This is a genomic window from Pseudoxanthomonas sp. LH2527, from assembly GCF_022539275.1.
Lineage (GTDB): Bacteria > Pseudomonadota > Gammaproteobacteria > Xanthomonadales > Xanthomonadaceae > Pseudoxanthomonas_A.
On record NZ_JAKZBW010000015.1, the window covers coordinates 23,319 to 48,614 of the forward strand.

The window sequence follows — 25,296 nt, forward strand, 5'->3', positions numbered from 1 at the left end:
GGCTAAATCCCCTCTGAATCCTGCCGCGATCCGGTTCACCAGTTGTCGCTGCGGAACGGCGACGCCGGCAGCCCGTCTGTGTTGACCAGATCGGCGTCGACCGGGTTGTCGGACCAGCCGTAGCGCACGGCCGCCGGACGCGGTACCGCCGCGCTGCGCACCACCACGCGCCCGTCCTGCAGCACCGCCTCCGCCGGATGGAACACCTGGTCGGTGCCGGCCAGCGCGAATCCCCGCACGCGCGTACCGCCGCCGCGGACGGCCAGCGTGCCGCCCGACGTGCCGAACTCGACATGCGCCGCGTTGCCCTCGAAGCGGGTGTACTGCGGCGTGGGACCGTGGAAGGCCACCGCCTCGCCGTACGCCACATGGCGCGCCGCCAAGGCCAGCCGCCGCCCCACTTCCTGCTTGTTACGCGGGTGGATGTCGGACGGATCGCCGATGTCGACGGTCACCGCCTGCGCCGTGCCCGGCATCCACAGCGTCATCGACTGTGCCTCGCGCAGCACCGCCCACGGACTCGCGTCGCCGCGGTCCTTGCCCGAGGAATAGTTGGCCAGCTGCACCCACAGGAACGGCAGGCTGGGCGCGTCCCACTGCGTGCGCCACTGGCCGCGCCACTGCTCGATCAGCGTGGGGAACTGGCGGCGGTAACGCAGCGCGTCTTCCACGGTGTTGGCATTCGATTCGCCCTGGTACCAGATCACACCGCGCATCGCGTAGGGCTGCAGGGGATGGATCATGGCGTTGTAGAGCAAGGCGGGACGCTGGTTGATGTCGTCGTCCTCGCCCAGCGACGCGGCCTCTGCCGCCACCTTGGCGTCGTCCAGCCCCTGCGAGGGCGCATCGATCCAGGCTTCGATGCGACTGCCGCCCCAGGTGCTGTCGATGATGCCGACCGGCACCCCGGTGACCGCGCGCAGCTCACGCGCGAAATGATGGGCGACCGCCGAGAACCTGCCCGCCACCTGCGGCGACGCGGCCACCCATTCGCCCCCGGCGAGCTGCTCCTGCGGCGTGCCGGCCCAGGAGCGGGGAATCTTGAAGTGGCGGATCTGCGGATCGGTCGCGCGTGCGATTTCGGCGGCGGGGTCGGCGGCCTGCGCGATCGACCACTCCATGTTCGACTGCCCGCTGGCCAGCCACACATCGCCGACCAGCACGTCGTTCAGCACGCGCGGCTGCTTGCCGTCGTCGATGCGCATCACGTGGGGTCCGCCGGCGGTCTGCGCCGGCAGTTCCAGCGACCAGCGGCCGTCGGCATCGGCCTGCGTGGCCGGGGCCGCCGTACCGGCGAAGCTCACCGTCACCTGCGCGCCGGGCGCGGCGCGGCCCCAGACCTGCACCGGCTGGTCGCGCTGCACGACCATGCCATCGGAAAACAGCCGTGGCAGTTCCACCGCCTGCGCGGCGGGCACAGCCAACAGGACGACCAACGCGGTTGCGATTCGGTTCAAGGCGCCTCTCCATGCCGGAGGCCGCACCCTGCGGGAGGGCATGGCCGTGCGGGCACCATGCCCGTCACCGTCCGGATGATGCCGCAAGCGCGACGGCGCGCCGAGTGCCGCAGGTCCCGGCCGCGCCGGGGCCGCCGGCGACCGGGCGCAGGCTGGTCAGGGCTCGCGGCGTTCGGCGTCGCGGTCGTTCTCGCGCAGCTCGTACCACATGCCGTTGAGGATGGCGAAGCTCGCGGCCAGGCCGGCGCCCAGGATCCAGCTGAAGTACCACATGGCGATGCTCCTCAGTACGCGTTGGGGTTGCGGCCCATGCCGTCCTGGTCGACCTTGCCGCGCAGCACGCGGAAGACCCAGGCGGTATAGAGCAGCACGATGGGCAGGAAGAACGCCGTGGCCAGCAGCATGATGAAGAGCGTCATGTGGCTGGACGAGGCGTCCCACAGCGTCAGGCTGGAACCGGGCTGCGTGGACGACGGCAGCAGGAAGGGGAACGCCGCCACGCCCAGGGTCAGGATGATGGCGGTGATGCTGGTCGCCGACGACAGGAAGGCCTGCCCGGCGCGCCCGGCCCGCAACAGCAGCGCGCTCAGCAAGGCACCGGCCACGCCCAGCCCCGGCAGCAGCCACGCCAGCGGCCAGCGCGCGTAGTTGTCCATCCACGCGCCGGGCTGCGCCACCACCACCTTGGCCAGCGGATTGGAGGCGCCGGCGGGATCCATCGCCACCTGCAGTGCATAGCCGTCGATGCGCGCGACCCACAGGCCGCCGATCACGAACAGCACCGCCGTCGCCAGCGCCGCCAGGCTGCCGTAGCGGCGCGCACGCAGCGCGATGTCGCCGGAGGTCTTCATCGCCAGCATGCCGGCGCCGTGCATCACCAGCATCGCCACGCTGACCAGGCCGCACAGCAGCGCGAACGGCGTCAGCAGGCCGAACAGCCCGCCTTCGTAGAAGATCCGCAGGGTGTCGTCGAAGTGGAACGGCACGCCCAGCAGCACGTTGCCCATCGCCACGCCGAACACCAGCGCCGGCACCAGCCCGCTGACGAACAGCGACCAGTCCCACGCGGCGCGCCAGCGCGGATCGGGCACCTTGCTGCGGAACTTGAAGCCGACCGGCCGCAGGATCAGCGCGAACAGGATCAGGAACATCGCCAGGTAGAACCCGGAGAAGCTGACCGCATACAGCGGCGGGAACGCGGCGAAGATCGCGCCGCCGCCGAGGATCAGCCACACCTGGTTGCCTTCCCACACCGGTCCGATGACGTTCAGCACGATGCGGCGCTCTTCGTCAGTGCGCGCCACCGCGGGCAGCAGCGTCGCCACGCCCAGGTCGAAGCCGTCCATCACCGCGAAGCCGATCAGCAGGATGCCCAGCAGCAGCCACCAGATCAGGCGCAGCGTGGCGTAGTCGAGCGGAATCGTGTCCATGCGTCTCTCCCGTCAGCCCGCCGGGGCCGGTTGTGGTACGCCTTCCCCATCGGGCTGCGGCTCCGACAGATGCTCGGGGCCCTTGAGGATCAGCTTGCGCATCAGCCACACCTCGATGATGGCCAGCACCGTGTAGATCAGCACGAAACCGGTCAGCGAGATCACGATCTGGTGCAGCTTCAGTCCCGACGCGGCCAGGAACGTGGGCAGCACGCCGTCGATGATCCACGGCTGCCGTCCGTACTCGGCGATCAGCCAGCCGGCTTCGATCGCCAGCCACGGCAACGGCAGGCTCCAGAACGCCACCTTCAGGAACCACCGGTAGCGGTCCAGCCGCTGCCGGCTGGCCAGGTAGAACGCCACCGCGAAGAAGGCGATGAAGTAGAAGCCCAGCCCCGCCATCAACCGGAAGCTCCAGAACAGCGGCGCCACGTGCGGCACGGTGTCGTGCGCGGCGCGGACGATCTCCTCCTCGGTGGCGTTGCCGATGTCCTCGCGGTAGCGCTTCAGCAGCAACGCGTGGCCGATGTCGCGCCAGTGCGCCTCGAAGACCAGGCGCGCAGTGCCGTCGTGCTTGTTGGCGCGCAGCGTCTGCAGCGCCTCGTAACCCAGCAGGCCGTTGCGGATGCGGCCCTCGGCGCGTTCCACCAGGTCCAGGATGCCCGGCATCTCGGTATTGAACGAACGCGTGCCGATCAGGCCCATCACGTACGGGATGTGCAGCGCGTAATGGTTGGTCTGGTTCTTCTGGTCGGGAAGCGCGAAGGCGTTGAAACCGGCCGGCGCGGGCTCGGTCTCCCACATGGCTTCGATCGCGGCCAGCTTCATCTTCTGGTGTTCGCTGGTGGCGTAGCCGCTCTCGTCGCCCAGCACCACGACCGACAGCGCCGCGGCCAGGCCGAAGCTGGCGGCCACCGCCATCGAGCGCTTGGCGAAGTCGACGTTGCGGCCGCGCAGCAGGTAGAACGCGCTGATCGCCATGACGAACATCGCGCCGGTCACGTAGCCGGCCGACACGGTGTGCACGAACTTCGCCTGCGCCACCGGGTTGAAGATCACCGCCATGAAGTCGGTGATCTCCATGCGCATGGTCTCGGGATTGAAGACCGCGCCGACGGGGTTCTGCATCCAGCCGTTGGCCACCAGGATCCACAGCGCCGAGAAGTTGGAGCCCAGCGCCACCAGCCAGGTCACCATCAGGTGCTGCACCTTGCTCAGCTTGTCCCAGCCGAAGAAGAACAGGCCGATGAAGGTGGCTTCCAGGAAGAACGCCATCAGGCCTTCGATCGCCAGCGGCGCGCCGAAGATGTCGCCGACGTAGTGGCTGTAGTAGGACCAGTTCATGCCGAACTGGAACTCCATGACGATGCCGGTGGCCACGCCCATGGCGAAGTTGATGCCGAACAGCGTGCCCCAGAACAGGGTCATGCGCCGCCAGATGTCGCGCCCGGTCATGACGTAGACGCTCTCCATGATGGCGATCAGGAAGGAGAGCCCCAGCGTCAGCGGGACGAACAGGAAGTGGTACATTGCGGTGAGCGCGAACTGCAGCCGGGACAGTTCGACAACGGTCATGTCGGGCATGGGGGAGCTCCTGGGACCTTGCCGGGGATTCTAGACCCGTCCGTCGGCTGGCAGGGGGCGACCCGGTGTCGCACCCGCCCGGCGGCCTTACCCTCGGTCCTCGCGCCCTCCCCCGCGGATGGCCGGTGGTGCTTGATCAGGATCAATGCGGTCCCTGCACGCCGGGACCGAGAATTCCGCCGTGGATAACAGGAGAGGCCGCATGCAAGGCGTCCAGGGGACTTACAACGACAAGGTGGTGCGCCAGTTCACGGTGATGACCGTGGTCTGGGGCATCGTGGGGATGCTGGTGGGGGTGCTGATCGCCGCCCAGCTGTACTGGCCGGCGCTGAACTTCGACGTGCCGTGGCTCAGCTACGGCCGGCTGCGCCCGCTGCACACCAACGCGGTGATCTTCGCGTTCGGCGGCTGCGCGCTGTTCGCCACCAGCCTGCACGTGGTGCAGCGGACCTGCCACGTGCGGTTGCTGTCCGACAGGCTGGCGGCGTTCGTGTTCTGGGGCTGGCAGCTGGTCATCGTGGCCGCGGCGGTCTCGTTGCCGCTGGGCCTGACCCAGGGCAAGGAATACGCCGAGCTGATCTGGCCGATCGACGTGCTGATCGCCGTGGTCTGGGTGTCGTACGCGGTGCTGTTCTTCGGCACCATCGCCCGGCGCGCGGTCAAGCACATCTACGTGGCGAACTGGTTCTTCGGCGCCTACATCATCGCCGTGGCGCTGCTGCACATCGTCAACAGCCTGGCGCTGCCGAGCGGCCCGCTGCATTCGTATCCGATCTACAGCGGCGCGGTCGACGCGATGGTGCAGTGGTGGTACGGCCACAACGCGGTGGGCTTCTTCCTGACCGCCGGCTTCCTGGGAATGATGTACTACTTCGTGCCCAAGCAGGCCGGGCGGCCGGTCTACTCGTACCGCCTGTCGATCGTGCACTTCTGGGCGCTGATCGCCATCTACATGTGGGCCGGTCCGCACCACCTGCACTACACCGCGCTGCCGGACTGGGCGCAGAGCCTGGGCATGGTGTTCTCGCTGATCCTGCTGGCGCCCAGCTGGGGCGGCGCGATCAACGGCGTGATGACGCTGTCGGGCGTGTGGCACAAGCTGCGCACCGACCCGATCCTGAAGTTCCTGATCGTCTCGCTGTCGTTCTACATGATGAGCACGTTCGAGGGACCGATGATGTCGATCAAGACGGTCAACTCGCTGAGCCACTACACCGACTGGACCATCGGCCACGTGCACGCCGGCGCGCTGGGCTGGGTGGCGATGATCACCATCGGTTCGGTCTACGCGATGCTGCCCAGGCTGCTGGGCCGCGAGCAGATGTTCTCGGTCAAGGCGATCGACACGCATTTCTGGCTGCACACGCTGGGCGTGGTGTTCTACATCGCCTCGATGTGGATCGCCGGCGTGATGCAGGGCCTGATGTGGCGCGCCACCAACGCCGACGGCACGCTGACCTACAGCTTCGTCGAAGCGTTGAACGCGACCTATCCCTACTACCTGGTGCGACTGGGCGGCGGCCTGCTGGTGTTCGCCGGCATGCTGATCATGGCCTGGAACACCTGGAAGACCTTCCAGGCCGCCAGCGCAAGCGCCACTGCGCCGCAGCCGATCCTGCCGCCCGATGCCAGCCAAGCGCGCGCCTGAGGAGCCCACGACATGAGCAACGGAAATTCACACGAGAAAGTCGAGAAGAACGTCGGCCTGATGGCGGTGCTGATCGCGGTGGCGGTGTCGTTCGGCGGCCTGGCCGAGATCGTCCCGCTGATGTTCCAGGCCGAGGCGATCAAGCCGCTGGAAGGCGTGAAGCCCTACCCCGCGCTGCAGCTCGCCGGCCGCGACATCTACATCCGCGAGGGTTGCTACAACTGCCACTCGCAGATGGTGCGCACGCTGCGCTTCGAGTCCGAACGCTACGGCCACTATTCGCTGGCCGGCGAATCGGTCTACGACCGCCCGTTCCAGTGGGGCAGCAAGCGCACCGGGCCGGACCTGGCCCGCGTGGGCGGCCGCTACTCCGACGACTGGCACCGCGTGCACCTGATCAATCCGCGCGACGTGGTGCCGGAATCGAACATGCCGTCCTTCCCCTGGCTGGAAACCGCCCGGGTCGACGGCACCCAGGTCGCCCGGCGCATGAAGACGTTGCAGCGCATCGGCGACCCGTACACCGACGAAGAGATCGCCAATGCCGGCGCCGACGTGGAGGGCCGCACGGAGCTGGACGCCGTGGTCGCCTACCTGCAAGGGCTGGGCAAGGCCGCACCGAGGGGAGGCTGAGCCATGGTATCGGGGATCGTCACCGGGGCACTGATCGTGCTGTTCATCGCCGGCTGGGTGTGGGCGTGGAGCCCGCGCCGCAAGGCGGATTTCGAGGATGCGGCGCGCATGCCGCTGGGTGAGGACGGGGAGAACAACCCATGAGCGCAGGCTGGATCGGATTCATCGTCGCGCTGGTCGTACTGAACATCCTGGGCTGCGTGTGGCTGCTGTGGTGGACCGGCCGCCGCCGTCCGGGCGACCCGGCGCCGGAAGACACCTCGCACGTGTGGGACGGCGACCTGACCGAGTACAACAAGCCGCTGCCGCGGTGGTGGATCAACCTGTTCTACCTGACCATCGTCTTCAGCATCGGCTACATCGCGTGGTACGGCGGCCTGGGCATCATTCCGGGGTATGCCAAGTGGTCCTCCACCGGCGAGCACGACCGGGTCAAGGCCGTGCAGGACAAGAAGCTGGAAGCGACCTTCGCGCCCTTCGCCCACCAGCCCATCGACCAGCTGGCCAAGGACCCGAAGGCGCTGGCGCTGGGACAGTCGATCTTCAACAACACCTGCGCCACCTGCCATGGCTCCACCGGCCAGGGCGCGATCGGCTATCCCAACCTGACCGACGGCATCTGGCACTGGGGCGGCACGCCCGATCTCGTGCTGCAGAGCGTGCTGGACGGCCGCGAGGGCGTGATGCCGGAATGGGGCACCGCGCTGACCAACATGGGCGGCCCCAACGCCGTCGACTACGTCATCGCCTACGTCAACGTGTTGAACGATCCGCAGGCCGGCATGAAGAACAACTTCATGGCCGCGCAGGGCAAGCCGCTCTACGACGGCCTCTGCGTCGCCTGCCATGGCGCCGACGGCACCGGCAACCAGGAACTCGGCGCGCCCGACCTGACCGACGACTACTGGCTGTACGGCAACAGCAAGGACAGCATGCGCACGACCATCAACCGCGGACGCCATGGCGTGATGCCCGCCCACCGCGAACTGCTGGGCGAGACGCGCGCGCGGCTGGTGGCGTCGTACGTCTGGTCGCTCTCGCACAGGCAGGGCCAGGCGCCCGCCGGCGCGCAATGAGCGACTTCACCGAGCCCCGCTTCGATCATCCGCCCCGGCCGCTCGCCCAGCGCGTCGGGGCGGTGCTCTGGCCCAGCTTCTTCGCGGCCGGCGTGGCGACGATGGTGTTCTTCGCCTTCGTCGACCCGCTGACGCTGCGCGACATGACCTTCCCCGACCTGGCGATCAGCCGCGAACTCGGCTACACGCTGGGTTTCTTCATGTTCTGGCTGGCGACCGCCGCCAGCAGCCTGTTCACCTGGATCCTGCTGCGCCCGGCCAGCCGCTTCAACCGCGCGCTGCCGCCGGAGTGAGCGGCCTGCGACAACCCGTCGCTCCCTCGCGCGCCGACGCGGCGCGAGCATGACGCCCGCCACGACAGAGCCGCCCATGTCCACGCCAGCCCCGCCGGTACCGCCCGCTCCCGACACCGCCCGACGTCGCATCCCGCTGGACGTGGTGGATGCGCAGGGCAACTCGTTCTATGTCAGCGAGCGCAAGGTGTATCCGCGCGACGTGGCCGGCAGGCTCAACCGCCTGCGGGTGGTGGCGGTGTGGTGGCTGCTGGGCATGTACTACCTGTTCCCGTGGCTGCAGTGGGACGACCGCCAGGCGGTGCTGTTCGACCTGCCGGCGCGCAAGTTCTACGTGTTCGGCCTGGTGTTCTGGCCGCAGGATTTCCTGCTGCTGGCGGTGCTGCTGATCATCGCGGCGATGGCGCTGTTCTTCTTCACCGCGCTGGCCGGACGCCTGTGGTGCGGCTACGCCTGTCCGCAGACGGTGTGGACGGAAGTGTTCCTGTGGATGGAGCGCTGGACCGAAGGCGACCGCAGCGCGCGCATCAAGCTGGATGCGGCGCCGTGGAGCGCCAACAAGCTGGTGCGCAAAGGCGGCAAGCACGTGCTGTGGGCCGTGTTCGCGCTGTGGACCGGCTTCACCTTCGTCGGCTTCTTCACCCCCATCCTCGATCTCGGTGCGCGCCTGTGGCCGTTCGCCTGGGGCGGCTGGGAAACGTTCTGGGTGCTGTTCTATGCGCTGGCCACGTGGGGCTTCGCCGGTTTCCTGCGCGAGCAGGTCTGCAAGTACATGTGTCCGTATGCGCGCTTCCAGAGCGCGATGTTCGACCGCAACACGCTGATCATCGCCTACGACCCGATGCGCGGCGAGCCGCGCGGCCCGCGCAAGCGCGGCCTGGGCAGCGTGCTGGAACGCGCGCGCGGCCTGCTCGACCAGGTCACCGCGTACGACTACGTGGTGCGTGCCAACGCGCATCCCAGCGCCGCCGACCAGCGGCTCGGTGCGCACGGCACCATCACCTTCGCCGGTGCCGGCGCGGTGATCGAACCGCTGCCGAAGTTCGTCCCGGACCAGTTGGGCGACTGCATCGACTGCACGATCTGCGTGCAGGTCTGCCCCACCGGCATCGACATCCGCAACGGCCTGCAGTACGAGTGCATCGCCTGCGGCGCGTGCATCGACGCCTGCGACGACGTGATGGACAAGATGGGCTACCCGAAGGGACTGATCCGCTACACCACCCAGAACGCCATCGACGGCAAGCCGTCGAAGGTGCTGCGGCCGCGCATCTTCGTCTACGGCGCCCTGCTGCTGGGGCTGGTGATGGCCTGGGGCTGGGGCGTGTTCCACCGCGACGTGCTGATCGCCGAAGTGCTGCGCGACCGCAATGCGCTGTACCGCGAAGTCGCCGGCGGGCAGGTCGAGAACAGCTACACGCTCAAGCTGGTCAACAAGGACCAGCAATCGCATCGCTATGTCGTGACGCTGGCATCGGACTCGCCCGGCATCGTCCTGCGCGACGGCGACCTGACGGTGCGCGCCGAACCCGAGCAGGTCCTGTCGCTGGCCGTCACCGCCAGCGCACCCGACACCCTCCGCGGCCGCCATGCCGTGACCTTCACCGTCCGCGATGTCGATACCGGGACGGAGAAGACCGTGGACAGCAGTTACTTCGGACCCACCCCATGACCACCAAACCCGATGCCTCCGCCGCCGCCCGCCCGTTCTGGAAGGAACCGATGGTGTGGCTGGTCTGGGGCCTGCCGCTGGCCTCGGTCGTGGCCGGCATCTGGCTGGTGGTCACCGCCGTGCGCGCCGGTGGCGCCGACCCCGTCATCGACGACGTACAGCGCGTGTCGCAGATCCAGACCACCGACCTGGGACCGGACGAGCGCGCCGCGCAGCGCAAGCTCAGCGCCATCCTGCAGGTGCGCCCGGACCATGTTGAACTGACCGCGGTGACCGGCGAGTTCGGACGCGAAAGCTCGCTCGTGCTCGTGCTGACCCATCCCACCGAAGCGGCACAGGACCTGCGCCTGCCGCTGGCGCGCACGCCCACCGGCTGGACGGCGCCTGCCGAGATCGATACGCGGCACGACTGGAACCTGCAGCTCACCCCCGCGAACAACGCCTGGCGCATCCGCGGCCGCTTGCAGAAGGACACGCAGGCCTCGCGCCTGGCGCCCTCGCTCGGGGGCGGCTGAACCCGGCCATGGACGCGCCCGTGGTGTCCTGCCATCACTGCGGCGAGCCAGTCGCCGGCGGGCCTCCTGTCACCGCGGACGGACACGCGTTCTGCTGTCAGGGCTGCGCCGCCGCCGCGACGTGGATCCAGGACGCCGACCTCGGCAGCTACTACCGCCTGCGCAGCGCGAACGGCAACCGCGTGCAGGCCGACCGGCTGGATCTTGCAAGCTGGGACCGTGCCGAGTTGCAGGATGAACACAGCCGCGCCATCGACGGCGGACGCGAGATCGTACTGCTCACCGACGGCATGCGCTGCGCCGCCTGCGCCTGGCTGATCGACCGCGCGCTGGCGCGCGAGGCCGGCGTGCTCGACACCAGCGCCAATGCGGTTACCGGCCGCATCCGCATCGCCTGGGATCCGGCGCGCACGACGCTGTCCGCCCTGCTGAAGCGCCTGGCGATGCTCGGCTACCGGCCGTATCTCGCCACCGGCGACGCGCGCGAACAGGCGCGCCTGTCCGAACGCCGACGCTGGCTGCTGCGACTGGGCGTGGCCGGTCTCGGTTCGCTGCAGGCGATGATGCTGGCCGAAGCGCTGTACCTCGACGTCAACGCGACGATGCCGCTGCCCACGCGCGACCTGTTCCGCTGGCTCACCTTTCTGGTCAGCACGCCGGTGGTGTTCTACAGCGGCTGGCCGTTCCTGGCCGGCATGGCGCGCGAACTGCGCGCGCGCCACGTGGGCATGGACACGCTGATCGCCAGCTCCACGCTGCTGGCCTACTTCGCCAGCCTGCTGGAGACGATCCGCGGCGGCACGCATGTCTGGTACGACGCGGCGGTGATGTTCGTGTTCCTGCTGCTGGCCGCGCGCATGCTGGAACAGCGCGCGCGCAACGTCGCCACCGCGCAGGTGGACGCGCTGGCGCGGGCGCAACCGGTGTTCGCGATCCGCGAACGCAACGACGGCACGCGCGAATCGGTGCCGCCGTCGGCGCTGCGGGTGGCGGACGTGGTCTGCGTGGCCGCCGGCGACGCCGTGCCCGCCGATGGCGTGCTGCTGGACGCGGCCGCCGATTTCGAGGAAGCGCTGCTGACCGGCGAGTCCCGGCCGGTGCGCCGCCATGCCGGCGAGACGGTCTACGCCGGCACCACCTGCCGCGAGCGCCCGGCACGCCTGCGCGTCACCGCCACCGGCACCGCGACGCGCCTGTCGCAGCTGGCGGAACTGGTCGACCGCGCGCAGGGCCATCGGCCGCCGCTGGCGCAGCTGGCCGACCGCATTGGCCGCCACTTCGTGGTCTCGCTGCTGCTGCTCGCGGTGTGCGTTTACGTCGGCTGGCGGATGTACCAGCCCGAACGCGCATTTGAAGTAACGCTCGCCCTGCTGGTGATCAGCTGCCCCTGCGCGCTGTCGCTGTCGGTGCCGGCGGTGCTGGCCGCCGCACACGGCGCGCTGGCGCGCTGCGGCGTGCTGGCCACGCGGCCGCAAGCGCTGGATACGCTGGCGCGCGCCACCGACGTGGTGTTCGACAAGACCGGCACGCTCAGCGACGGCCGGCCGGCGCGCGTGGCCGTGGACGCCTTCGGCGGACTGGACGCGGACGCGGCCACGCGCCTGGTCGCGGCGCTGGAAAAGGACAGCGGCCATCCCATCGCCACGGCCTTCGCCGATGTCGACGTGCACCGGCCGGCCCAGTCCGTCGTCACCCATGCCGGTCTCGGCGTGGAAGCCGAGGTCGATGGCCGCCACTGGCGCTTCGGACGCGCCGACTGGGCCGCGGGTCGCGACGACGACGGCGCGCTGTGGCTGGGCGACGGCACGCGTGGCGCGGCCCGCTTCACCCTGGATGAGCGGCCACGCGACGATGCCGCCGCTGCCGTCGCGGCGCTGCGCGTGCAGGGCCTGCAGATCCACCTGGCCAGCGGCGATGGCGATGCGGCGGTACGGCGGCTGGCGCATGTGCTCGGCATCGGCGCTGCGCTCGCACGCCAGTCGCCGGAAGAAAAACTGGCCTACGTGCGCCAGCTGCAGGCGGAAGGCCGCATCGTCGCAATGGTCGGCGACGGTCTGAACGATGCGCCGGTGCTGGCCGGAGCGGATGTGTCCATCGCCATGGGCGAAGGCACACCGCTGGCGCAGCAGGCGGCGGATCTGGTGGCCACCGGCCCGTCGCTGCTGCGCATCGCCGACGCGGTGCGCATCGCCCGCCTGTCGCGGCGGCTGGTGAAGCAGAACCTGGCCTGGTCGGCCGGCTACAACCTGCTCGCCGTGCCGTTGGCGGCCGCCGGCCTGGTGACCCCGTGGATCGCGGCACTGGGCATGGCGGTATCCTCGCTGGTGGTCACCCTCAATGCGCTGCGGCTGGCGCGCACCTCCACGGAGATGGCGGCATGAACATCCTGCTGATGCTGTTGCCGATCAGCCTGGTCCTGCTGGGCCTGGCCATCGCCGCGTTCGCGTGGGCGGTACGCAAGGGCCAGTTCGACGACCTGGACACGCCGGCGCTGGACATCCTCGACGACGCCCCGGCGCAGCCGCGCGCGCCGGCCCCGCCGCCCGTCCGCGCAGGCGGCGATGGCGCCTGACGTCCCGGTCCTGCTCGCCGCGCTGCTGGCCGGCCTGGTGGGCAGCACGCACTGCGCGGTGATGTGCGGCGGCATCGCCACCGGCTTTTCCGCCGTCTCATCCCGCCAGGGCTGGGGCAGCGCGTTGCAGCTCAATCTCGGCCGCGTTGGCGGCTACACGCTGGCCGGCGCGCTGGTCGGTGCCTTCGGCGGTGGCCTGCTGTCGCTGGCGCGGCACGACACCGCGGTGCTCGCCATGCGCGTCGGCGTGGGGCTGGCGCTGGTGCTGCTGGCGCTGCGGCTGCTGGACCAGCGTGGCCGACTCGACGTGCTTGCCCGTCCCGGCGCCCGGGTGTGGCAGGCGCTGCGCCCGCTGCATGCGCGCGTGCTGCCGGCGGACACGCTGCCGCGTCGGCTGGTGGCGGGCGCGCTGTGGGGCTGGCTGCCCTGCGGCCTGAGCCTGAGCCTGCTGACGGTGGCGTGGCTGCAGGCCAACGCAGGCGATGCCGCGCTGACGATGGCCGTGTTCGGCCTGGGCACGCTGCCGATGATGGTGACGCTGACCTGGTCCGGTGCGCGCCTGGGCCGCCACTGGCAGCGCGCATCGGTGCGTCGCACGGCCGCCGCCTTCGTCTTCGCCGCCGGCGTGCTGACGATCGCCTCGCCGTGGCTGATGCGGCACCCCGCGCTGCACGGCGTGCTGGCAGCGCTGGGCTGCCAGCCGCTGCCGACATGAGCGGCGACGCGAGCGACGCGCCCACGCGCGCGACAGCGAAGACGCGTCTGCAGGCGCTGGGCGATGTCGCACGCAAACCCCTTCGTGCCGCCAGTGCACTGGGCGTGATCGGCGGCGTGCTGGTGCTGCCGCAGGCCGCGCTGATCGCGCTCTGCCTGCAGCGCGCGTTCGTCGACGGCGAACCACCGGTCACGCTGCTGCCGCTGCTCGGTGCCCTGCTGGCGACACTGCTGCTGCGCGCCGGCCTGGGATGGGCCAGCCGCCGGCTCGCGGATCGTGCCGTCGAACGCATCCGCATCGACCTGCGCGCGCGCATCGCGCGCGGCCTCGTCGCGCGCGGGCCGGTGTGGGTGCGCTCGCAGCAGAGCGGTGCGCTGGCCGAACGCATGGGCGCGCACGTGGATGCGCTGGAAGGCTACTTCGGCGGCTTCGTGCCGTTGCGGGCGGAAATCGTGGGCGTACCGCTGGCGATCCTGCTGGCTGCGTTCGTCGTCGACCGCACCGTCGGCCTGGTGTTGCTGCTGACGATGCCGCTGGTGCCGGCGTTCATGATGCTGGTCGGCTGGGGCGCACAGGCGGCCAGCCAGCGCCAGTTGCAGGCGCTCACCCGGATGGGCGGGCATTTCGCCGACCGCCTGCGCGGACTGGGCCTGATCCGGCTGTACGGACGCGGCGCGTCGGAACTGGCGGGCATCCGCGCCGCCGCCGAGGAACTGCGCGTGCGCAGCCTGCGCGTGCTGCGTATCGCCTTCCTGTCCTCGGCGGTGCTGGAGTTCTTCGCCTCGCTCAGCGTGGCGATGATCGCGCTGTACCTGGGCCTGACCTATCTCGGCATGCTCGACCTGCGCGCGGCGCCGCTGACGCTGGGCATGGGCGTGTTCTGCCTGCTGCTGGCGCCGGAGTTCTACGCGCCGCTGCGGCGCCTGGCCACGCATTACCACGACCGCGCCGCGGCGCTGGCGGCGATGGACGAGATCGCGCTGGTGCTCGACGTCGACGAGCCTGCCCTGTCGACTGGCGATGGAACGCAAGCATCCGGGACCTCGCTCGTCAGTGCGCACGCGGTGGCGCTGCGCCATCCCGCCGCCGCGCGCGATGTGCTGCACGACATCACGCTGCAGTTGCAGCGCGGCCAGCATGTCGCCCTGGTCGGTGCCAGCGGCGAGGGCAAGAGCACGCTGCTGGAAGCGCTGGCCGGCTGGCTGCCGGTGCACGCGGGCGGCCTGCAGCGCGCGCCCGGCCTGCGCATCGGCTACGCGCCGCAGCGGCCGTTCCTGTTCGCCGGCAGCCTGCGCGACAACCTGCGCATGGCCAGGCCCGATGCCAGCGAGGCGGAACTGGAGCAGGCCGCCGAGGCCGCGCAGGTCATGCGTTTTGCGTCGCGCCTGCCCGACGGACTGGACACGGTGATCGGCGAACGCGGCTTCGGCCTGTCCGGCGGCGAAGCGCGGCGCGTGGCGCTGGCGCGCGTGTTCCTGCGCGATCCCGACCTGCTGCTGCTCGACGAACCCACCGCCTTCCTCGATGCCGATACCGAAGCCGCCGTGCTGCGAGCGATCCGGCAGTTCGCGCAGGGCCGCGCCGTGGTGCTCGCCACCCACAGCCCCGCCGCACAGGCGGCGATGGCGCAGGTCTGGCAGGTGCGCGACGGCCGCGTGCACGTCGACGGAGGCACGCCATGAGTCTGCACCGGGACGATCAGGCGACATCGCTGCGCGACGTGATCGCACGGCATCGCTCGCGCATGGCGCTGTCGGTCGGGTTGCTGCTGCTGACGCTGCTGGCCGGCACCGCACTGCTCGGCCTGTCAGGGCACTTCCTGACGGCGGCGGCCCTGGCCGGCAGCGCCACGATCGGCTTCAACTTCTTCGGCCCGTCGGCCGGCATCCGCGCGCTGACCTTCGTGCGCATCCTGTCGCGCTACGGCGAGAAGCTGCTCGGCCACGACGTGACGCTGCGGATCGCGCGCGACTTGCGGGCGTGGTTCTTCCGGCTTGCGCTGCCGCTGGCGCCGCTGGGGCTGGGCCGGTTCCGCGTCGGCGAACTGATGGCGCGGCTGATGGCGGACATCGACGCCGTCGACGGGGTGCTGGTGCGCGCGCTCGGCCCGTTGTTCGCGCTGTTGGCGCTGTGCCTGTTTGCCGTCGCGGTGGCACTGATGGTGCTGCCGCTTGCCGGCGTCGTGCTGCTGGTCGCACTGGTGCTGATCGCGGTACTGGCGCCGTGGCTGTCCGCGCGCAGCGTCGCCGCGCTGGAAGAGGAACGCGCGAGCGCCCGCATGCGCCTGCGGGCCGCCGTGCAGGAAGGCATCGAAGGCCAGCAGGACCTGGTGGCGATGGACGCGACAGCGGCGTGGCTGGTGGCGCTGGATGCACGCAGCCGCGACGTTGCCCATTGGGAGGACCGGCGCAAGCAGCGGCTCGCCCTCGCCACCCTGGCCCATGCCGGGGTGACCGCGCTGACGCTGCCGGCGATGCTGTGGGTGCTGATGGCGGCGGTGCATGCGGACCGCGTGGACGCCGCCGCGGCCGGCGGCCTGTTCTTCATGACGGTCGCGGTGCTGGAGGCCTGCAGCGCCATCGCGCCGTCATGGCAGGCCTGGCGCGCGGCGACGGTGGCCGCGCAACGGCTGCAGGATGTGGTCGATCCGACCGCGATGGAGGGCAGCGTCACCGGCGTGCGGCCACCGGCAATGGAGGGTGCCCTGGACCTGCACGACATCGTGTTCGCCTGGCCAGGCACGACCCGGCGCGTGCTGGATGGCGCCAGCCTCCACGTCGCGCCCGGCGAGCATGTGCTGGTGGCCGGCGACAGCGGCGAAGGCAAGTCGTCGCTGCTGGCGCTGGTGCTGGGACTGCGGATGCCGCAGGCAGGCCGCATCTGCTTCGCCGGCGACGACCTGCAGTCGCTGGAACCGGCGCAGTGGCATGCGCGCATCGCGTGGCTGCCGCAGGACGCGCCGGTGTTCTCCGGCAGCGTGCGCGAGAACCTGCATCTCGGTGACCCCGAAGCGGACGACGCGCGCCTGTGGCAGGTACTGGCGCAGGTGAAGCTGGACGGCCGCTTCCGCGACGCCGGCCTCGACACCTGGGTCGGCGAGAACGGCGCCACGCTGTCCGCTGGCCAGTCGCGCCGGATCGCGCTGGCGCGCGCCCTGTTGCGCGACGCGCCGCTGCTGCTGCTCGACGAACCCACCGAAGGCCTCGACCAGGACACCGCCGACGCGCTGATGCGCGACCTCGCCGATGCCGCGAAGGGACGCAGCGTGCTGATCATCAGCCATGCCGAACTGCCCGACGGCGTGGTGGACACGCGCTACCGGCTGCGCGATGGAAAGCTGATCAGGGAGAGCATCCCCCTGTAGGAGCGACGTCAGTCGCGACCACAGGGCCGGAGAACCGATGGCGTGCGGTCGCGACTCACGTCGCTCCTACAGGAAGCGCCGCGCCTCAGCCCCGCGCTTCCGCCAACGCATCCAGGCGCGCGCGGTTGAGCAGGCGCACGTGGTGCGGGTCGTCGGTGGCGATGCTGGCCTCCTGCCGCAGGCGAGTGAAGCTGCGACTGACGGTTTCCACGGTCAAGCCCAGGTAGTCGGCGATGTCGGTGCGCGTCATTGGCAGGACCACCTCGCTGTCGTCCTGGCCCTGGCGGCGGCGGCGCTGCGCCATGTCGACGAGGAAGCCCGCCAGCCGCTCCATCGGGTTGAGCCGGGCCAGCGACATCAGGTTGCCGCGGGTCGCATCCAGTTCCACGCAGGCGCGCTCCAGCAGTTCGCGCTCGAGCTCGGGATGGTCGTGGCACAGGCTGCGCATGTCGGCCATCGAGAACTCGCACAGCGCGCTGTCGGTGATCGCCTCGATCGTGTGCTTGTAATGCGAGGTGCCGGAGAAGCCGATGAAGTCGCCCGGCATCAGGAAGCCGGCCACCAGCCGGCGCCCGTCCGGCAGCAGGCGGATCCGGCGCAGCGCGCCCTTGGTCACGGTGAACACGCCGCGCCGCGGCTCGCCCTCGCGGACCAGGGCCTCGCCCGCCTTCAGCCGGGCGTCGTCGGCCAGGGCTTCCATCGCATGGGCCTTGGACACTGGCAGGGCCGCGCAGATGGCCAGGTGGCGCACCAGGCAGCCGCCGCAGCCCGCCGCATTGGCCTGGCAGACCACGCCATCGGCCGGCGCAGCGGGCACCGGGGCGTCGTTCTGGCGGAGGATGCGAAGGCTCATGGCGGTCGGCTGGGCGGGTCTTCCAAAGCGATGATACGCCTGCAAGTCACTGATTCCCGGGCTGCGACAATCGGTCGCAGACGACGGTTTCAGCCCCCGTTCCCCCATTCAGGCCCGGATTCGGGTACAGTGCGCGCCGCTTGCCTGCGGCCGTTCGTTTCCCCGATGGTCCGCCGGCGCAGGGAACTCCCCCGCGAGTTCCCGCGCCCGCCCCGCTCCGACTTCTTTCGTTGCGCAAGCTCGGATCCGCCGTTTTGGCGCCTCCGCACCCCTTCTCGCAGCGCGGTTTCAGGGAACGCTTCGAGTCACGGTCTTGCCGCATTCTGCGCGTCCTACGTTGCCGCACTTCGTTGTGCCGGCGTTGCGTGCGTGTCCGGCCGGCCGGCTTTGGAGCTTTCACCATGACGTTTGAAACCTTGGGCCTGGCGCCCGCCCTGCTGCGCGCGCTCGACGAACAGGGCTACACCCAGCCCACCCCCATCCAGGAACAGGCCATCCCGCTGGCCCTGGCCGGCCATGACCTGCTGGCGGGCGCCCAGACCGGCACCGGCAAGACCGCCGCGTTCGGCCTGCCGCTGATCCAGTACCTGGCCACCACCCCGCAGGAAGTCGCCGCCCGCGGCCCGCGCAAGCCGCGCGCGCTGGTGCTGACCCCCACCCGCGAGCTGGCCGTGCAGGTGCACGACAGCCTGCGTGGCTACGGCAAGTACCTGCGCATCCCCAGCACCACCATCTACGGCGGCGTCGGCATGGGCAACCAGCTGGACGCGCTGCGCCGTGGCGTGGACATGGTGATCGCCTGCCCGGGCCGCCTGATCGACCACCTGGAGCGTCGCAGCGTGGACCTGTCCGGCATCGAGATCCTGGTGCTGGACGAAGCCGACCGCATGCTCGACATGGGCTTCCTGCCGTCGATCAAGCGCATCCTGGCCAAGCTGCCCAAGCAGAACCGCCAGACCATGCTGTTCTCCGCCACCTTCGCCGAGCCGATCCGCGAACTGGCCATGGAGTTCATGCGCGATCCCAAGCAGATCCAGGTCACCCCGAAGAACACCGTGGCCGAAACGATTACTCACCGCGTCCACCCGGTCGACGGCAGCCGCAAGCGCGACCTGTTGCTGCACCTGCTGGCCAAGGACAGCCGCCTGCAGACGCTGGTGTTCGCCCGCACCAAGCACGGCAGCGACAAGCTGGCGATGTTCCTGGACAAGAGCGGCATCAAGACCGCCGCCATCCACGGCAACAAGTCGCAGGGCGCCCGCCAGCGCGCGCTCAGCGACTTCAAGGCCGGCCGCATCAACGTGCTGGTGGCCACCGACATCGCCGCGCGCGGCATCGACATCGACCAGCTGCCGCAGGTGATCAACTTCGACCTGCCGATGGTGGCCGAGGACTACGTGCACCGCATCGGCCGCACCGGCCGCAACGGTTCGACGGGCGAGGCGATTTCGCTGGTGGCGCAGGATGAAGCCAAGTATCTGCGCGCCATCGTGCGCATGCTGGGCCGCGACGTGGACCTGCGCGACGTGCCGGGCTTCGAGCCGCAGACGCCGATCCGCTGGGGCAACAGCGCCCCGGGCAAGGCCGAGCAGCCCGCCGGCGAGCGCACCCCGCGCCGCAACGGCCCGCAGAAGCACGCGCGCCGTCCGCACAGCGAGGCGCCGCGCCACGCCCATGCAGGCCCCAAGAAGCACAGCAGCGGCCCGCGCCGCGACGGCGGCCGCACCGGCGGCGCCCGCCAGGGCCAGGGCCAGGCGCGTCCCGCGCGTTGAGTTGATCCACCCGCGCGGCACCTGACCGGTGCCGCGCGTTCCACCGCTTCCGGAACCGTCGCATGGACATCTTCAAGGTCTTCACCGTCGAAGCCGCCCACCGCCTGCCGCACGTGCCGGAAGGCCACAAGTGCGCGCGCCTGCACGGCCACTCGTTCCGCATCGAGCTGCACCTCTCCGGCCCGGTCGATCCGGCGGCCGGCTGGGTGATGGACTTCGCCGACGTGAAGGCCGCCTTCAAGCCGATCTACGAGCGGCTGGACCACCACTACCTCAACGACATCCCCGGCCTGGAAAACCCCACCAGCGAGCAGCTGGCGAAGTGGATCTGGGACCAGACCAAGCCGGTGCTGCCGCTGCTGAGCGCCATCGTGGTGCATGAAACCTGCACGTCAGGGTGCCGCTACACCGGCCCGTAGGGCATGGAACCGGTTTCATACCAGTGCATACAAGCGTTTGATTTTTAACGGCTCCTGACCGTTCGTCGGATTTCCATACGCCACTTATTGCACTGCAACATAGATCTGCCTATGCTGCATCGCAACAGATGGAAATCCCCTTTCAGGAGCACGCCATGACCACGCAATTCAACGAAAGCTTCAGCCAGTTCACCCACCAGTTCGCCGCCGCTGCCTCGCGCGCCAACCGCCTGGCCCTGGAAAGCGCCGAGACCGTGTTCGGCGTGCAGCTGAAGACCTTCGAGAAGAACATCGACGCCACCACCGCCTTCTTCGGCGAGCTGGCCGAAACCCGCGACCTCGAGGGTTACAAGACCCTGTGGCCGAAGGGCATGCAGGTGGCCAAGGACAACGCCGAGCGCGTCGTCGCCGCCAGCCAGGAAGTGTTCGGCCTGAGCCTGAAGACCGGTGAGGCCTTCGGCCAGCTGGTGAAGACCCAGTTCGAGTCCGCGACCGACAACGTCCAGGCCTCCGTGGCCAAGGCGACCAAGGCCGCCAAGGGCAAGTAAGACCCGCCCGCTCCACCGTTTTCATTGCGCGGCTCCCCCTCCCTCCGCGCAGCCGACCCGGCAGCCCCCACGCTGCCGGGTTTTTTATTGCCGCGGCGTGTCATGCAATCGGGCTCCGCCACGTAGCGTGCGCCATGCGCACGACCTCATGGCGCCCGATACGTGCGCCTGGCGCACGCTACGGGTCGAGGTGGAGATGCCGGGCCTGGGCGCTCGCGCTGGCGCCCGGCGCATACGGCAGCCTGCCCCAGCACGGCACCGGCAGGCGCGCGGACAGCAGCGCGAAGTTCTCGTCGCGGCGTTCCATGTCCGGATCGACCTCGTTGGCAATCCAGCCGACCAGGCGGGCGCCGTCGTCCTGGATCGCCCGCGCACTGAGTCGCGCGTGGTTGATGCAGCCCAGCCGCATGCCCACCACCAGCACCACCGGCAGGCGCAGTTCCTGCACCAGATGGCGCTGGTCCAGCGTGGCGGTCAGCGGCGCCGCCCAACCGCCGACGCCTTCCACCAGCACCAGGTCGGCCAGCGGATGCAGGCGCTCGAACGCGGACACCAGCACGCCGAGTTGCACATCCACGCCTGCCTCGCGCGCGGCGATCTCCGGCGCCAGCGGGGCGGGCAGCGCATACGGATTGAGGTCGTCGTAGGGCGGCACCGGATCGCTCGCCGCCTGCAGGGCCAGCGCATCGTCGTTGCGCCAGCCGTCCGGCGTCGCCACGCACCCGCTGGCGACCGGCTTCATGCCGACGGCACGCAATCCGCGCGCACGGAAGGCATGCAGCAGCGCGGCGCTGGCGACGGTCTTGCCGACCCCGGTATCGGTGCCGGTGACGAACAGGCGGTCCATGGCGCGGTCCATCACGAGCCCGCGACGGCGATGCCGCCCACGTGTCCGGTCGCCGCAGCGTTCGGGTAATGCACATTCATGCCCGCGATGATATCCGGCCCCCACCGTAGCGGCGGAGTAGAATCGGCCGCATGTCATTCGCCTCGCAAACGCTCACCGGCAGCAAGCCGGAACAATACGCACAGCTGGCCGAACAGGCCCGCGCCCTGCTGGCCGGCGAACCGGACCGGATCGCCAACGCCGCCAACCTCGCCGCGCTGCTGTACCACGCGCTGCCCGACTTCAACTGGGCGGGCTTCTATTTCTTCGATGGCCGGGAATTGGTGGTCGGTCCGTTTCAGGGCTTACCAGCCTGCGTGCGGATCCCGTTGGACAAGGGGGTCTGTGGAGCCGCCGCACGCACCCGCCAGACCCAGCGCGTGGACGATGTGGAGGCCTTCCCGGGCCATATCGCCTGCGATTCCGCATCGCGCTCGGAACTGGTGGTACCGCTGGTGAAAGGGGACGAACTGGTCGGCGTGCTCGACCTGGACAGTCCCCGCCTGGCGCGCTTCGATGCCGACGACCAGGCGGGCATGGAACGCATCGCCGCCATCTTCGTGGATTCGCTGACATGACAGGCACCAAGCTGCGCAACATCGGCCCCAAGTCCGCCGCCTGGCTCCGCCAGGTCGGCCTGCGCACGCAGGAGGACCTGGAGGGCGTGGGCGCGGTGGAAGCCTTCATCCGGGTCAAGCGCGCGGGCTTCCGCCCCAGCCTCAACCTGCTGTACGCGCTGGAAGGCGCCCTGCTGGACTGCCACTGGCAGCAGCTCCCCGAAGACCGCCGCGCCGAACTGCTGGTGGCCTACGATGCCGCCGCCGCCCTGCTGCCGCCGCCGCGCGGCCGTCCCGCCGCCGGCCCGGTCACCACCACGCACACCGAGCGCGAAGACGACGCCGGCCCGTCGCTCAACCTGTTCGACTCGCCCGGCGGCGAGGACTGACGCCAGCAAGCGTCGCGCGCCAGTTCGCTTACGCAACGGGACGTCGCGGCAAAAGCATCGCGGGCATGGCCCGCTCCTACAAAGCACCTTCCGCTTGGATAACGCCCGGCGGGCGCAATGCGCATCGTCCCGCGTATACTGCGCGCGCTTTCAGGTGACCCGCGGCGTCCGCGTCCGGGTTGAAACGGGAAGCCGGTGACCCGCGCAGGCGGCATTCCGGCGCTGCCCCCGCAACGGTAGGCGAAGACAACCGCGGCATCGGCCACTGTGCGACTTACGCATGGGAAGGCGCCCCGGCAGCGTGCATCGTGCACGCCTTCGCAAGCCCGGAGACCGGCCCGGAAGTCCACTGGTTGCGATGCGGAGGGCGTCGCGGCGTGCCGCGCCGCCGCTCGTATGCCGCGCTGTCCGCAACGTTTCCCTCTCTGTCGCAACTCCACGCCGAAAAAATGCGCGCGGGGCGCGCGATGGAGTTCGAATCCGATGTACAGCCGTCATTCCCTTTCCCTTCTTGCCGCCGCGGTCGCGCTGGCCCTGCCGTTCGCTGCGCAGGCGCAGGACGCCACCGAGCTGGACGAAGTCGTCGTCACCGGCACGCGCACGGACATTCCGCTGCAGGACAGCCTGGTACCCGCGCAGGTCATCACGCGCGAGGACATCGAGCGCAGCCAGGCCCGTTCGCTCGTCGACGTGCTGAAGGGCCGCGCCGGCGTCGGCTTCAGCAACCAGGGCGGCCTGGGCAAGCTGACCACCCTCAACCTGCGCGGCACCGAGTCCGACCAGGTGCTGGTGCTGGTCGACGGCATCCGCATCGGCTCGGCGACGGCCGGCCTGGCGTCTTTCCAGGACCTGCCGGTCGACCAGATCGAGCGCATCGAGATCGTGCGCGGCCCGCGCTCCAGCCTGTACGGCTCGGAAGCGATCGGCGGCGTGATCCAGATCTTCACCCGTCGTGGCGGCCAGGGCCTGTCGCGCGAGCTGCGCATCGGCGGCGGCAGCCACAACCTGCGCGAAGCCAGCGGCGGTTTCGCCTACGGCGGCGAGCGCGGCTGGATCGGCGCGAATGCGGCCTACCAGGAAACGGATGGCATCAACGCCTGCCGCGGTTCGGGCACGCTGTTCCAGGGCTGCTTCACCGATGAGCCCGACGACGACGGTTACCGCAACGTCTCGCTCAACGTGCGCGGCGGCTACCGATTCACCGACACGCTGACGCTGGAAGGCCACGCGCTGAATGCCGATGCCTTCAACGCATTCGACGGCAGCAGCTTCAGCGGCAACGAAGCCGACAACGTGCAGCGGGTGCTGGGCGGCAAGCTGACGTGGAAGCCGTCCACCCGGACCACGCTCACCACGCAGTTCGGCAGCGCTTCGGACGAGTCGGACAACCACTTCGCCAACGCCGCCACCGGCACGCGCACCTATGTCAGCACCTTCGATACGCGCCGCGACAACGCTTCGCTGCAGGGCGACTTCGCGGTCGGCGAGCAGCATCTGCTGACTGCCGGCGCCGACTGGCTGCGCGACGAGATCACCAGCACCACGCCGTTCACCGTGGACACGCGCGACAACACCGGCGTCTTCGTCGAGTACCAGGGCCGCTTCGGCGCGCATCGCCTGCAGGCCAGCGTGCGCAACGACGACAACGAACAATTCGGCAGCCACGCCACCGGCACGCTGGGCTGGGGCATGGACCTGGCCCGCGGCTTCAAGCTGACCGCCAGCGCCGGCACCGGTTTCAAGGCGCCCACGTTCAACGACCTGTACTACCCCGGCTTCAGCAATCCCGACCTGGAACCGGAAGAGTCGCGCAGCCTCAACCTGGGCGTCGCGCAGTACGGCGACGGCTGGAACTGGACCTTCAACGTGTACGACACGCGCGTGGACGAGCTGATCGGGTACGACAGCAGCTTCAAGATCGTCAACATCGAGGAAGCCCGCATCCGCGGCGCCGAACTGACCGGCGCGGTGACGCTGGCCGGCATCGACATCAGTGCCGAACTGAGCCACACCGATCCGCGCAACCGCACTGCCGGGGTCACGCACGACAACCTGCTGCCGCGGCGTGCGCGCAACACCGCGCGCGTCGACCTGGACCGTGCGTTCGGCGACTTCCGTGTCGGCCTGACCGCCAACGGCGCCAGCCACCGCTACGACAACGTCGCCAACAGCGTCCGCCTGGCGGGCTACGGCACGCTGGACCTGCGCCTGGAGTACGCCATCACCGACACATGGTCGGTGCAGGCGCGCGCCAGCAACGTGTTCGACCGCCAGTACGAAACGATCGCCTGGTACAACCAGCCCGGTCGCGAGTACGGCCTGAGCCTGCGTTACCGCGCACGCGACTGATCGCGCAGGCGATCCTGTCAGTGGACCCTGCGCACGCCGTGCAGGGTCCACGCATCGGCGAACCGTTCACCGCGGATGCCGCGCAATGCCGCGACCAGTTGGTGGTAGCTGTTCGCCAGTTGCGCGAACAGCTCCGCATAGCCGCTGCGCCCGCTGTCGGCCACGCCCTGGTAGGCGCCGCGTCCCAGGTCGATGAAGTAGTCCACGCTGACCCGTCGGCGCTGTGCCAGCGCGGGGAACAGCCCCGCGATCAGCAGGCAGCGGTCGCCCACGTCGCGCAGCGCGTCGGCGCGCGCGCTGCCCACGCGCAACTGCGCATCCAGCCATTCCAGCGCCTGCGTGCGCGCCAGCAGATGGCCGTCGCGCTGGTGCCGCAACAGCACGAAGACCAGGTAACTTTCCTGCGCTTCGTCCAGCGTCTGTCCACACCGCGCGCAGGCCTCGCGCACCAGCGACTGCCACAGTTCGGCGGCCGCGCCTTGTCGGATCGCTTCCATCGTCTGCCTCCCCCGGTTGACGACACGAGCCTAGCGCCGTGCGCGGCGGCGTGCTGGCAGGGACGCA

The 25,296-nt window shown here is 69.9% G+C and carries 24 protein-coding genes, 1 pseudogene and 1 riboswitch; of the genes and pseudogenes, 18 read left to right on the forward strand and 7 right to left on the reverse strand.

What is annotated here, in order from left to right:
- Positions 1 to 35 precede the first annotated feature (35 nt).
- The 4 genes from MMG85_RS09755 to MMG85_RS09770 form a co-directional block, all read right to left on the reverse strand.
- Positions 36 to 1,457, reverse strand: a complete 1,422-nt coding sequence (locus MMG85_RS09755) for a sialate O-acetylesterase (RefSeq protein ID WP_241045864.1) — start codon at positions 1,455 to 1,457, stop codon at positions 36 to 38.
- Positions 1,458 to 1,613: 156 nt separating this feature from the next.
- Complete coding sequence (cydX, locus tag MMG85_RS09760; RefSeq protein WP_241045865.1) at positions 1,614 to 1,730, reverse strand: cytochrome bd-I oxidase subunit CydX; 117 nt, start codon at positions 1,728 to 1,730, stop codon at positions 1,614 to 1,616.
- Positions 1,731 to 1,741: 11 nt separating this feature from the next.
- Positions 1,742 to 2,887, reverse strand: coding sequence for a cytochrome d ubiquinol oxidase subunit II (cydB, locus tag MMG85_RS09765; RefSeq protein WP_241045866.1), 1,146 nt, complete (start codon positions 2,885 to 2,887; stop codon positions 1,742 to 1,744).
- Positions 2,888 to 2,899: 12 nt separating this feature from the next.
- Complete coding sequence (locus tag MMG85_RS09770; protein WP_241045867.1) at positions 2,900 to 4,471, reverse strand: cytochrome ubiquinol oxidase subunit I; 1,572 nt, start codon at positions 4,469 to 4,471, stop codon at positions 2,900 to 2,902.
- A 202-nt stretch (positions 4,472 to 4,673) separates the two neighbouring features.
- Here MMG85_RS09770 and ccoN point away from each other — a divergent pair, with 202 nt between their 5' ends.
- The 12 genes from ccoN to cydC all read left to right on the forward strand — a co-directional run bounded on the left by ccoN (position 4,674) and on the right by cydC (position 16,959).
- Entirely contained in the window at positions 4,674 to 6,119 is a 1,446-nt protein-coding gene (gene ccoN, locus MMG85_RS09775) for a cytochrome-c oxidase, cbb3-type subunit I (protein ID WP_241045868.1), read from the forward strand.
- Between the two features lie 12 nt (positions 6,120 to 6,131).
- Positions 6,132 to 6,752: a cytochrome-c oxidase, cbb3-type subunit II gene (gene ccoO, locus MMG85_RS09780; RefSeq protein ID WP_241045869.1), complete on the forward strand. Its 621-nt coding sequence runs from the start codon at positions 6,132 to 6,134 to the stop codon at positions 6,750 to 6,752.
- Between the two features lie 3 nt (positions 6,753 to 6,755).
- Positions 6,756 to 6,896 carry a cbb3-type cytochrome c oxidase subunit 3 gene (locus tag MMG85_RS09785; RefSeq protein WP_241045870.1) on the forward strand — a complete coding sequence of 47 codons (141 nt, stop codon included), beginning with the start codon at positions 6,756 to 6,758 and terminating at the stop codon, positions 6,894 to 6,896.
- Positions 6,893 to 7,828, forward strand: a complete 936-nt coding sequence (ccoP, locus tag MMG85_RS09790) for a cytochrome-c oxidase, cbb3-type subunit III (protein WP_241045871.1) — start codon at positions 6,893 to 6,895, stop codon at positions 7,826 to 7,828. Before MMG85_RS09785 ends, ccoP begins: the two co-directional genes overlap by 4 nt.
- Positions 7,825 to 8,121, forward strand: coding sequence for a hypothetical protein (locus tag MMG85_RS09795; RefSeq protein ID WP_055939627.1), 297 nt, complete (start codon positions 7,825 to 7,827; stop codon positions 8,119 to 8,121). Before ccoP ends, MMG85_RS09795 begins: the two co-directional genes overlap by 4 nt.
- Before the next feature lie 76 nt (positions 8,122 to 8,197).
- Positions 8,198 to 9,793, forward strand: coding sequence for a 4Fe-4S dicluster domain-containing protein (locus MMG85_RS09800; RefSeq protein ID WP_241045872.1), 1,596 nt, complete (start codon positions 8,198 to 8,200; stop codon positions 9,791 to 9,793).
- Positions 9,790 to 10,308: a FixH family protein gene (locus MMG85_RS09805; protein ID WP_241045873.1), complete on the forward strand. Its 519-nt coding sequence runs from the start codon at positions 9,790 to 9,792 to the stop codon at positions 10,306 to 10,308. The genes MMG85_RS09800 and MMG85_RS09805 overlap by 4 nt, the downstream gene beginning before the upstream one ends.
- An 8-nt stretch (positions 10,309 to 10,316) precedes the next feature.
- Positions 10,317 to 12,689: a heavy metal translocating P-type ATPase gene (locus tag MMG85_RS09810; protein WP_241045874.1), complete on the forward strand. Its 2,373-nt coding sequence runs from the start codon at positions 10,317 to 10,319 to the stop codon at positions 12,687 to 12,689.
- Entirely contained in the window at positions 12,686 to 12,880 is a 195-nt protein-coding gene (gene ccoS / locus MMG85_RS09815) for a cbb3-type cytochrome oxidase assembly protein CcoS (protein WP_241045875.1), read from the forward strand. The genes MMG85_RS09810 and ccoS overlap by 4 nt, the downstream gene beginning before the upstream one ends.
- Positions 12,870 to 13,595 carry a sulfite exporter TauE/SafE family protein gene (locus MMG85_RS09820; protein WP_055939614.1) on the forward strand — a complete coding sequence of 242 codons (726 nt, stop codon included), beginning with the start codon at positions 12,870 to 12,872 and terminating at the stop codon, positions 13,593 to 13,595. The genes ccoS and MMG85_RS09820 overlap by 11 nt, the downstream gene beginning before the upstream one ends.
- Positions 13,592 to 15,277 carry a thiol reductant ABC exporter subunit CydD gene (cydD, locus tag MMG85_RS09825; RefSeq protein WP_241045876.1) on the forward strand — a complete coding sequence of 562 codons (1,686 nt, stop codon included), beginning with the start codon at positions 13,592 to 13,594 and terminating at the stop codon, positions 15,275 to 15,277. The genes MMG85_RS09820 and cydD overlap by 4 nt, the downstream gene beginning before the upstream one ends.
- Complete coding sequence (cydC, locus tag MMG85_RS09830) at positions 15,274 to 16,959, forward strand: thiol reductant ABC exporter subunit CydC (RefSeq protein WP_241045877.1); 1,686 nt, start codon at positions 15,274 to 15,276, stop codon at positions 16,957 to 16,959. Before cydD ends, cydC begins: the two co-directional genes overlap by 4 nt.
- An 85-nt stretch (positions 16,960 to 17,044) precedes the next feature.
- On the opposite strand, the gene MMG85_RS09835 is transcribed toward cydC, so the two are convergent.
- Positions 17,045 to 17,812 (reverse strand): Crp/Fnr family transcriptional regulator, encoded by a 768-nt coding sequence (locus tag MMG85_RS09835; RefSeq protein ID WP_241045878.1) that lies wholly within the window; start codon positions 17,810 to 17,812, stop codon positions 17,045 to 17,047.
- 401 nt (positions 17,813 to 18,213) lie between these two features.
- On the opposite strand from MMG85_RS09835, the pseudogene MMG85_RS09840 reads away from it, so the two are divergent.
- The 3 genes and pseudogenes from MMG85_RS09840 to MMG85_RS09850 form a co-directional block, all read left to right on the forward strand.
- A pseudogene (locus MMG85_RS09840) lies at positions 18,214 to 19,503 on the forward strand (DEAD/DEAH box helicase); the annotation flags it as partial.
- A 143-nt stretch (positions 19,504 to 19,646) separates the two neighbouring features.
- Positions 19,647 to 20,003, forward strand: a complete 357-nt coding sequence (gene queD, locus MMG85_RS09845) for a 6-carboxytetrahydropterin synthase QueD (RefSeq protein WP_241045879.1) — start codon at positions 19,647 to 19,649, stop codon at positions 20,001 to 20,003.
- 155 nt (positions 20,004 to 20,158) lie between these two features.
- Positions 20,159 to 20,551, forward strand: coding sequence for a phasin family protein (locus tag MMG85_RS09850; protein ID WP_055939599.1), 393 nt, complete (start codon positions 20,159 to 20,161; stop codon positions 20,549 to 20,551).
- A 178-nt stretch (positions 20,552 to 20,729) separates the two neighbouring features.
- Here the strand turns inward: MMG85_RS09850 and bioD are convergent, their stop codons facing one another.
- Positions 20,730 to 21,398: a dethiobiotin synthase gene (bioD, locus tag MMG85_RS09855; RefSeq protein WP_241045880.1), complete on the reverse strand. Its 669-nt coding sequence runs from the start codon at positions 21,396 to 21,398 to the stop codon at positions 20,730 to 20,732.
- Positions 21,399 to 21,529: 131 nt separating this feature from the next.
- Between bioD and MMG85_RS09860 the strand changes: the two genes are divergently transcribed.
- The 3 genes from MMG85_RS09860 to btuB all read left to right on the forward strand — a co-directional run bounded on the left by MMG85_RS09860 (position 21,530) and on the right by btuB (position 24,732).
- Positions 21,530 to 22,015 (forward strand): GAF domain-containing protein, encoded by a 486-nt coding sequence (locus MMG85_RS09860; RefSeq protein ID WP_055939594.1) that lies wholly within the window; start codon positions 21,530 to 21,532, stop codon positions 22,013 to 22,015.
- Complete coding sequence (locus MMG85_RS09865; RefSeq protein ID WP_241045881.1) at positions 22,012 to 22,383, forward strand: TfoX/Sxy family protein; 372 nt, start codon at positions 22,012 to 22,014, stop codon at positions 22,381 to 22,383. Before MMG85_RS09860 ends, MMG85_RS09865 begins: the two co-directional genes overlap by 4 nt.
- A 135-nt stretch (positions 22,384 to 22,518) precedes the next feature.
- Positions 22,519 to 22,740, forward strand: a riboswitch (cobalamin riboswitch).
- A gap of 126 nt (positions 22,741 to 22,866) precedes the next feature.
- Complete coding sequence (gene btuB, locus MMG85_RS09870; RefSeq protein WP_241045882.1) at positions 22,867 to 24,732, forward strand: TonB-dependent vitamin B12 receptor; 1,866 nt, start codon at positions 22,867 to 22,869, stop codon at positions 24,730 to 24,732.
- Between the two features lie 17 nt (positions 24,733 to 24,749).
- Here the strand turns inward: btuB and MMG85_RS09875 are convergent, their stop codons facing one another.
- Entirely contained in the window at positions 24,750 to 25,229 is a 480-nt protein-coding gene (locus MMG85_RS09875; RefSeq protein WP_241045883.1) for a hypothetical protein, read from the reverse strand.
- Positions 25,230 to 25,296: the final 67 nt, after the last annotated feature.

Excerpts from the sequence above, each read along its gene's own strand:
- ccoS (WP_241045875.1), top strand. The coding sequence starts at position 12,686 with ATGAACATCCTGCTGATGCTGTTGCCGATCAGCCTGGTCCTGCTGGGC.
- MMG85_RS09795 (WP_055939627.1), top strand. The coding sequence starts at position 7,825 with ATGAGCGACTTCACCGAGCCCCGCTTCGATCATCCGCCCCGGCCGCTC.
- MMG85_RS09860 (WP_055939594.1), top strand. The coding sequence starts at position 21,530 with ATGTCATTCGCCTCGCAAACGCTCACCGGCAGCAAGCCGGAACAATAC.
- MMG85_RS09805 (WP_241045873.1), top strand. The coding sequence starts at position 9,790 with ATGACCACCAAACCCGATGCCTCCGCCGCCGCCCGCCCGTTCTGGAAG.
- MMG85_RS09865 (WP_241045881.1), top strand. The coding sequence starts at position 22,012 with ATGACAGGCACCAAGCTGCGCAACATCGGCCCCAAGTCCGCCGCCTGG.
- btuB (WP_241045882.1), top strand. The coding sequence starts at position 22,867 with ATGTACAGCCGTCATTCCCTTTCCCTTCTTGCCGCCGCGGTCGCGCTG.
- MMG85_RS09770 (WP_241045867.1), bottom strand. The coding sequence starts at position 4,471 with ATGCCCGACATGACCGTTGTCGAACTGTCCCGGCTGCAGTTCGCGCTC.
- cydD (WP_241045876.1), top strand. The coding sequence starts at position 13,592 with ATGAGCGGCGACGCGAGCGACGCGCCCACGCGCGCGACAGCGAAGACG.
- MMG85_RS09810 (WP_241045874.1), top strand. The coding sequence starts at position 10,317 with ATGGACGCGCCCGTGGTGTCCTGCCATCACTGCGGCGAGCCAGTCGCC.
- MMG85_RS09875 (WP_241045883.1), bottom strand. The coding sequence starts at position 25,229 with ATGGAAGCGATCCGACAAGGCGCGGCCGCCGAACTGTGGCAGTCGCTG.
- ccoN (WP_241045868.1), top strand. The coding sequence starts at position 4,674 with ATGCAAGGCGTCCAGGGGACTTACAACGACAAGGTGGTGCGCCAGTTC.
- cydB (WP_241045866.1), bottom strand. The coding sequence starts at position 2,887 with ATGGACACGATTCCGCTCGACTACGCCACGCTGCGCCTGATCTGGTGG.
- cydX (WP_241045865.1), bottom strand. The coding sequence starts at position 1,730 with ATGTGGTACTTCAGCTGGATCCTGGGCGCCGGCCTGGCCGCGAGCTTC.
- cydC (WP_241045877.1), top strand. The coding sequence starts at position 15,274 with ATGAGTCTGCACCGGGACGATCAGGCGACATCGCTGCGCGACGTGATC.
- ccoP (WP_241045871.1), top strand. The coding sequence starts at position 6,893 with ATGAGCGCAGGCTGGATCGGATTCATCGTCGCGCTGGTCGTACTGAAC.
- MMG85_RS09820 (WP_055939614.1), top strand. The coding sequence starts at position 12,870 with ATGGCGCCTGACGTCCCGGTCCTGCTCGCCGCGCTGCTGGCCGGCCTG.
- bioD (WP_241045880.1), bottom strand. The coding sequence starts at position 21,398 with ATGGACCGCCTGTTCGTCACCGGCACCGATACCGGGGTCGGCAAGACC.
- ccoO (WP_241045869.1), top strand. The coding sequence starts at position 6,132 with ATGAGCAACGGAAATTCACACGAGAAAGTCGAGAAGAACGTCGGCCTG.
- queD (WP_241045879.1), top strand. The coding sequence starts at position 19,647 with ATGGACATCTTCAAGGTCTTCACCGTCGAAGCCGCCCACCGCCTGCCG.
- MMG85_RS09800 (WP_241045872.1), top strand. The coding sequence starts at position 8,198 with ATGTCCACGCCAGCCCCGCCGGTACCGCCCGCTCCCGACACCGCCCGA.
- MMG85_RS09850 (WP_055939599.1), top strand. The coding sequence starts at position 20,159 with ATGACCACGCAATTCAACGAAAGCTTCAGCCAGTTCACCCACCAGTTC.
- MMG85_RS09835 (WP_241045878.1), bottom strand. The coding sequence starts at position 17,812 with ATGAGCCTTCGCATCCTCCGCCAGAACGACGCCCCGGTGCCCGCTGCG.
- MMG85_RS09785 (WP_241045870.1), top strand. The coding sequence starts at position 6,756 with ATGGTATCGGGGATCGTCACCGGGGCACTGATCGTGCTGTTCATCGCC.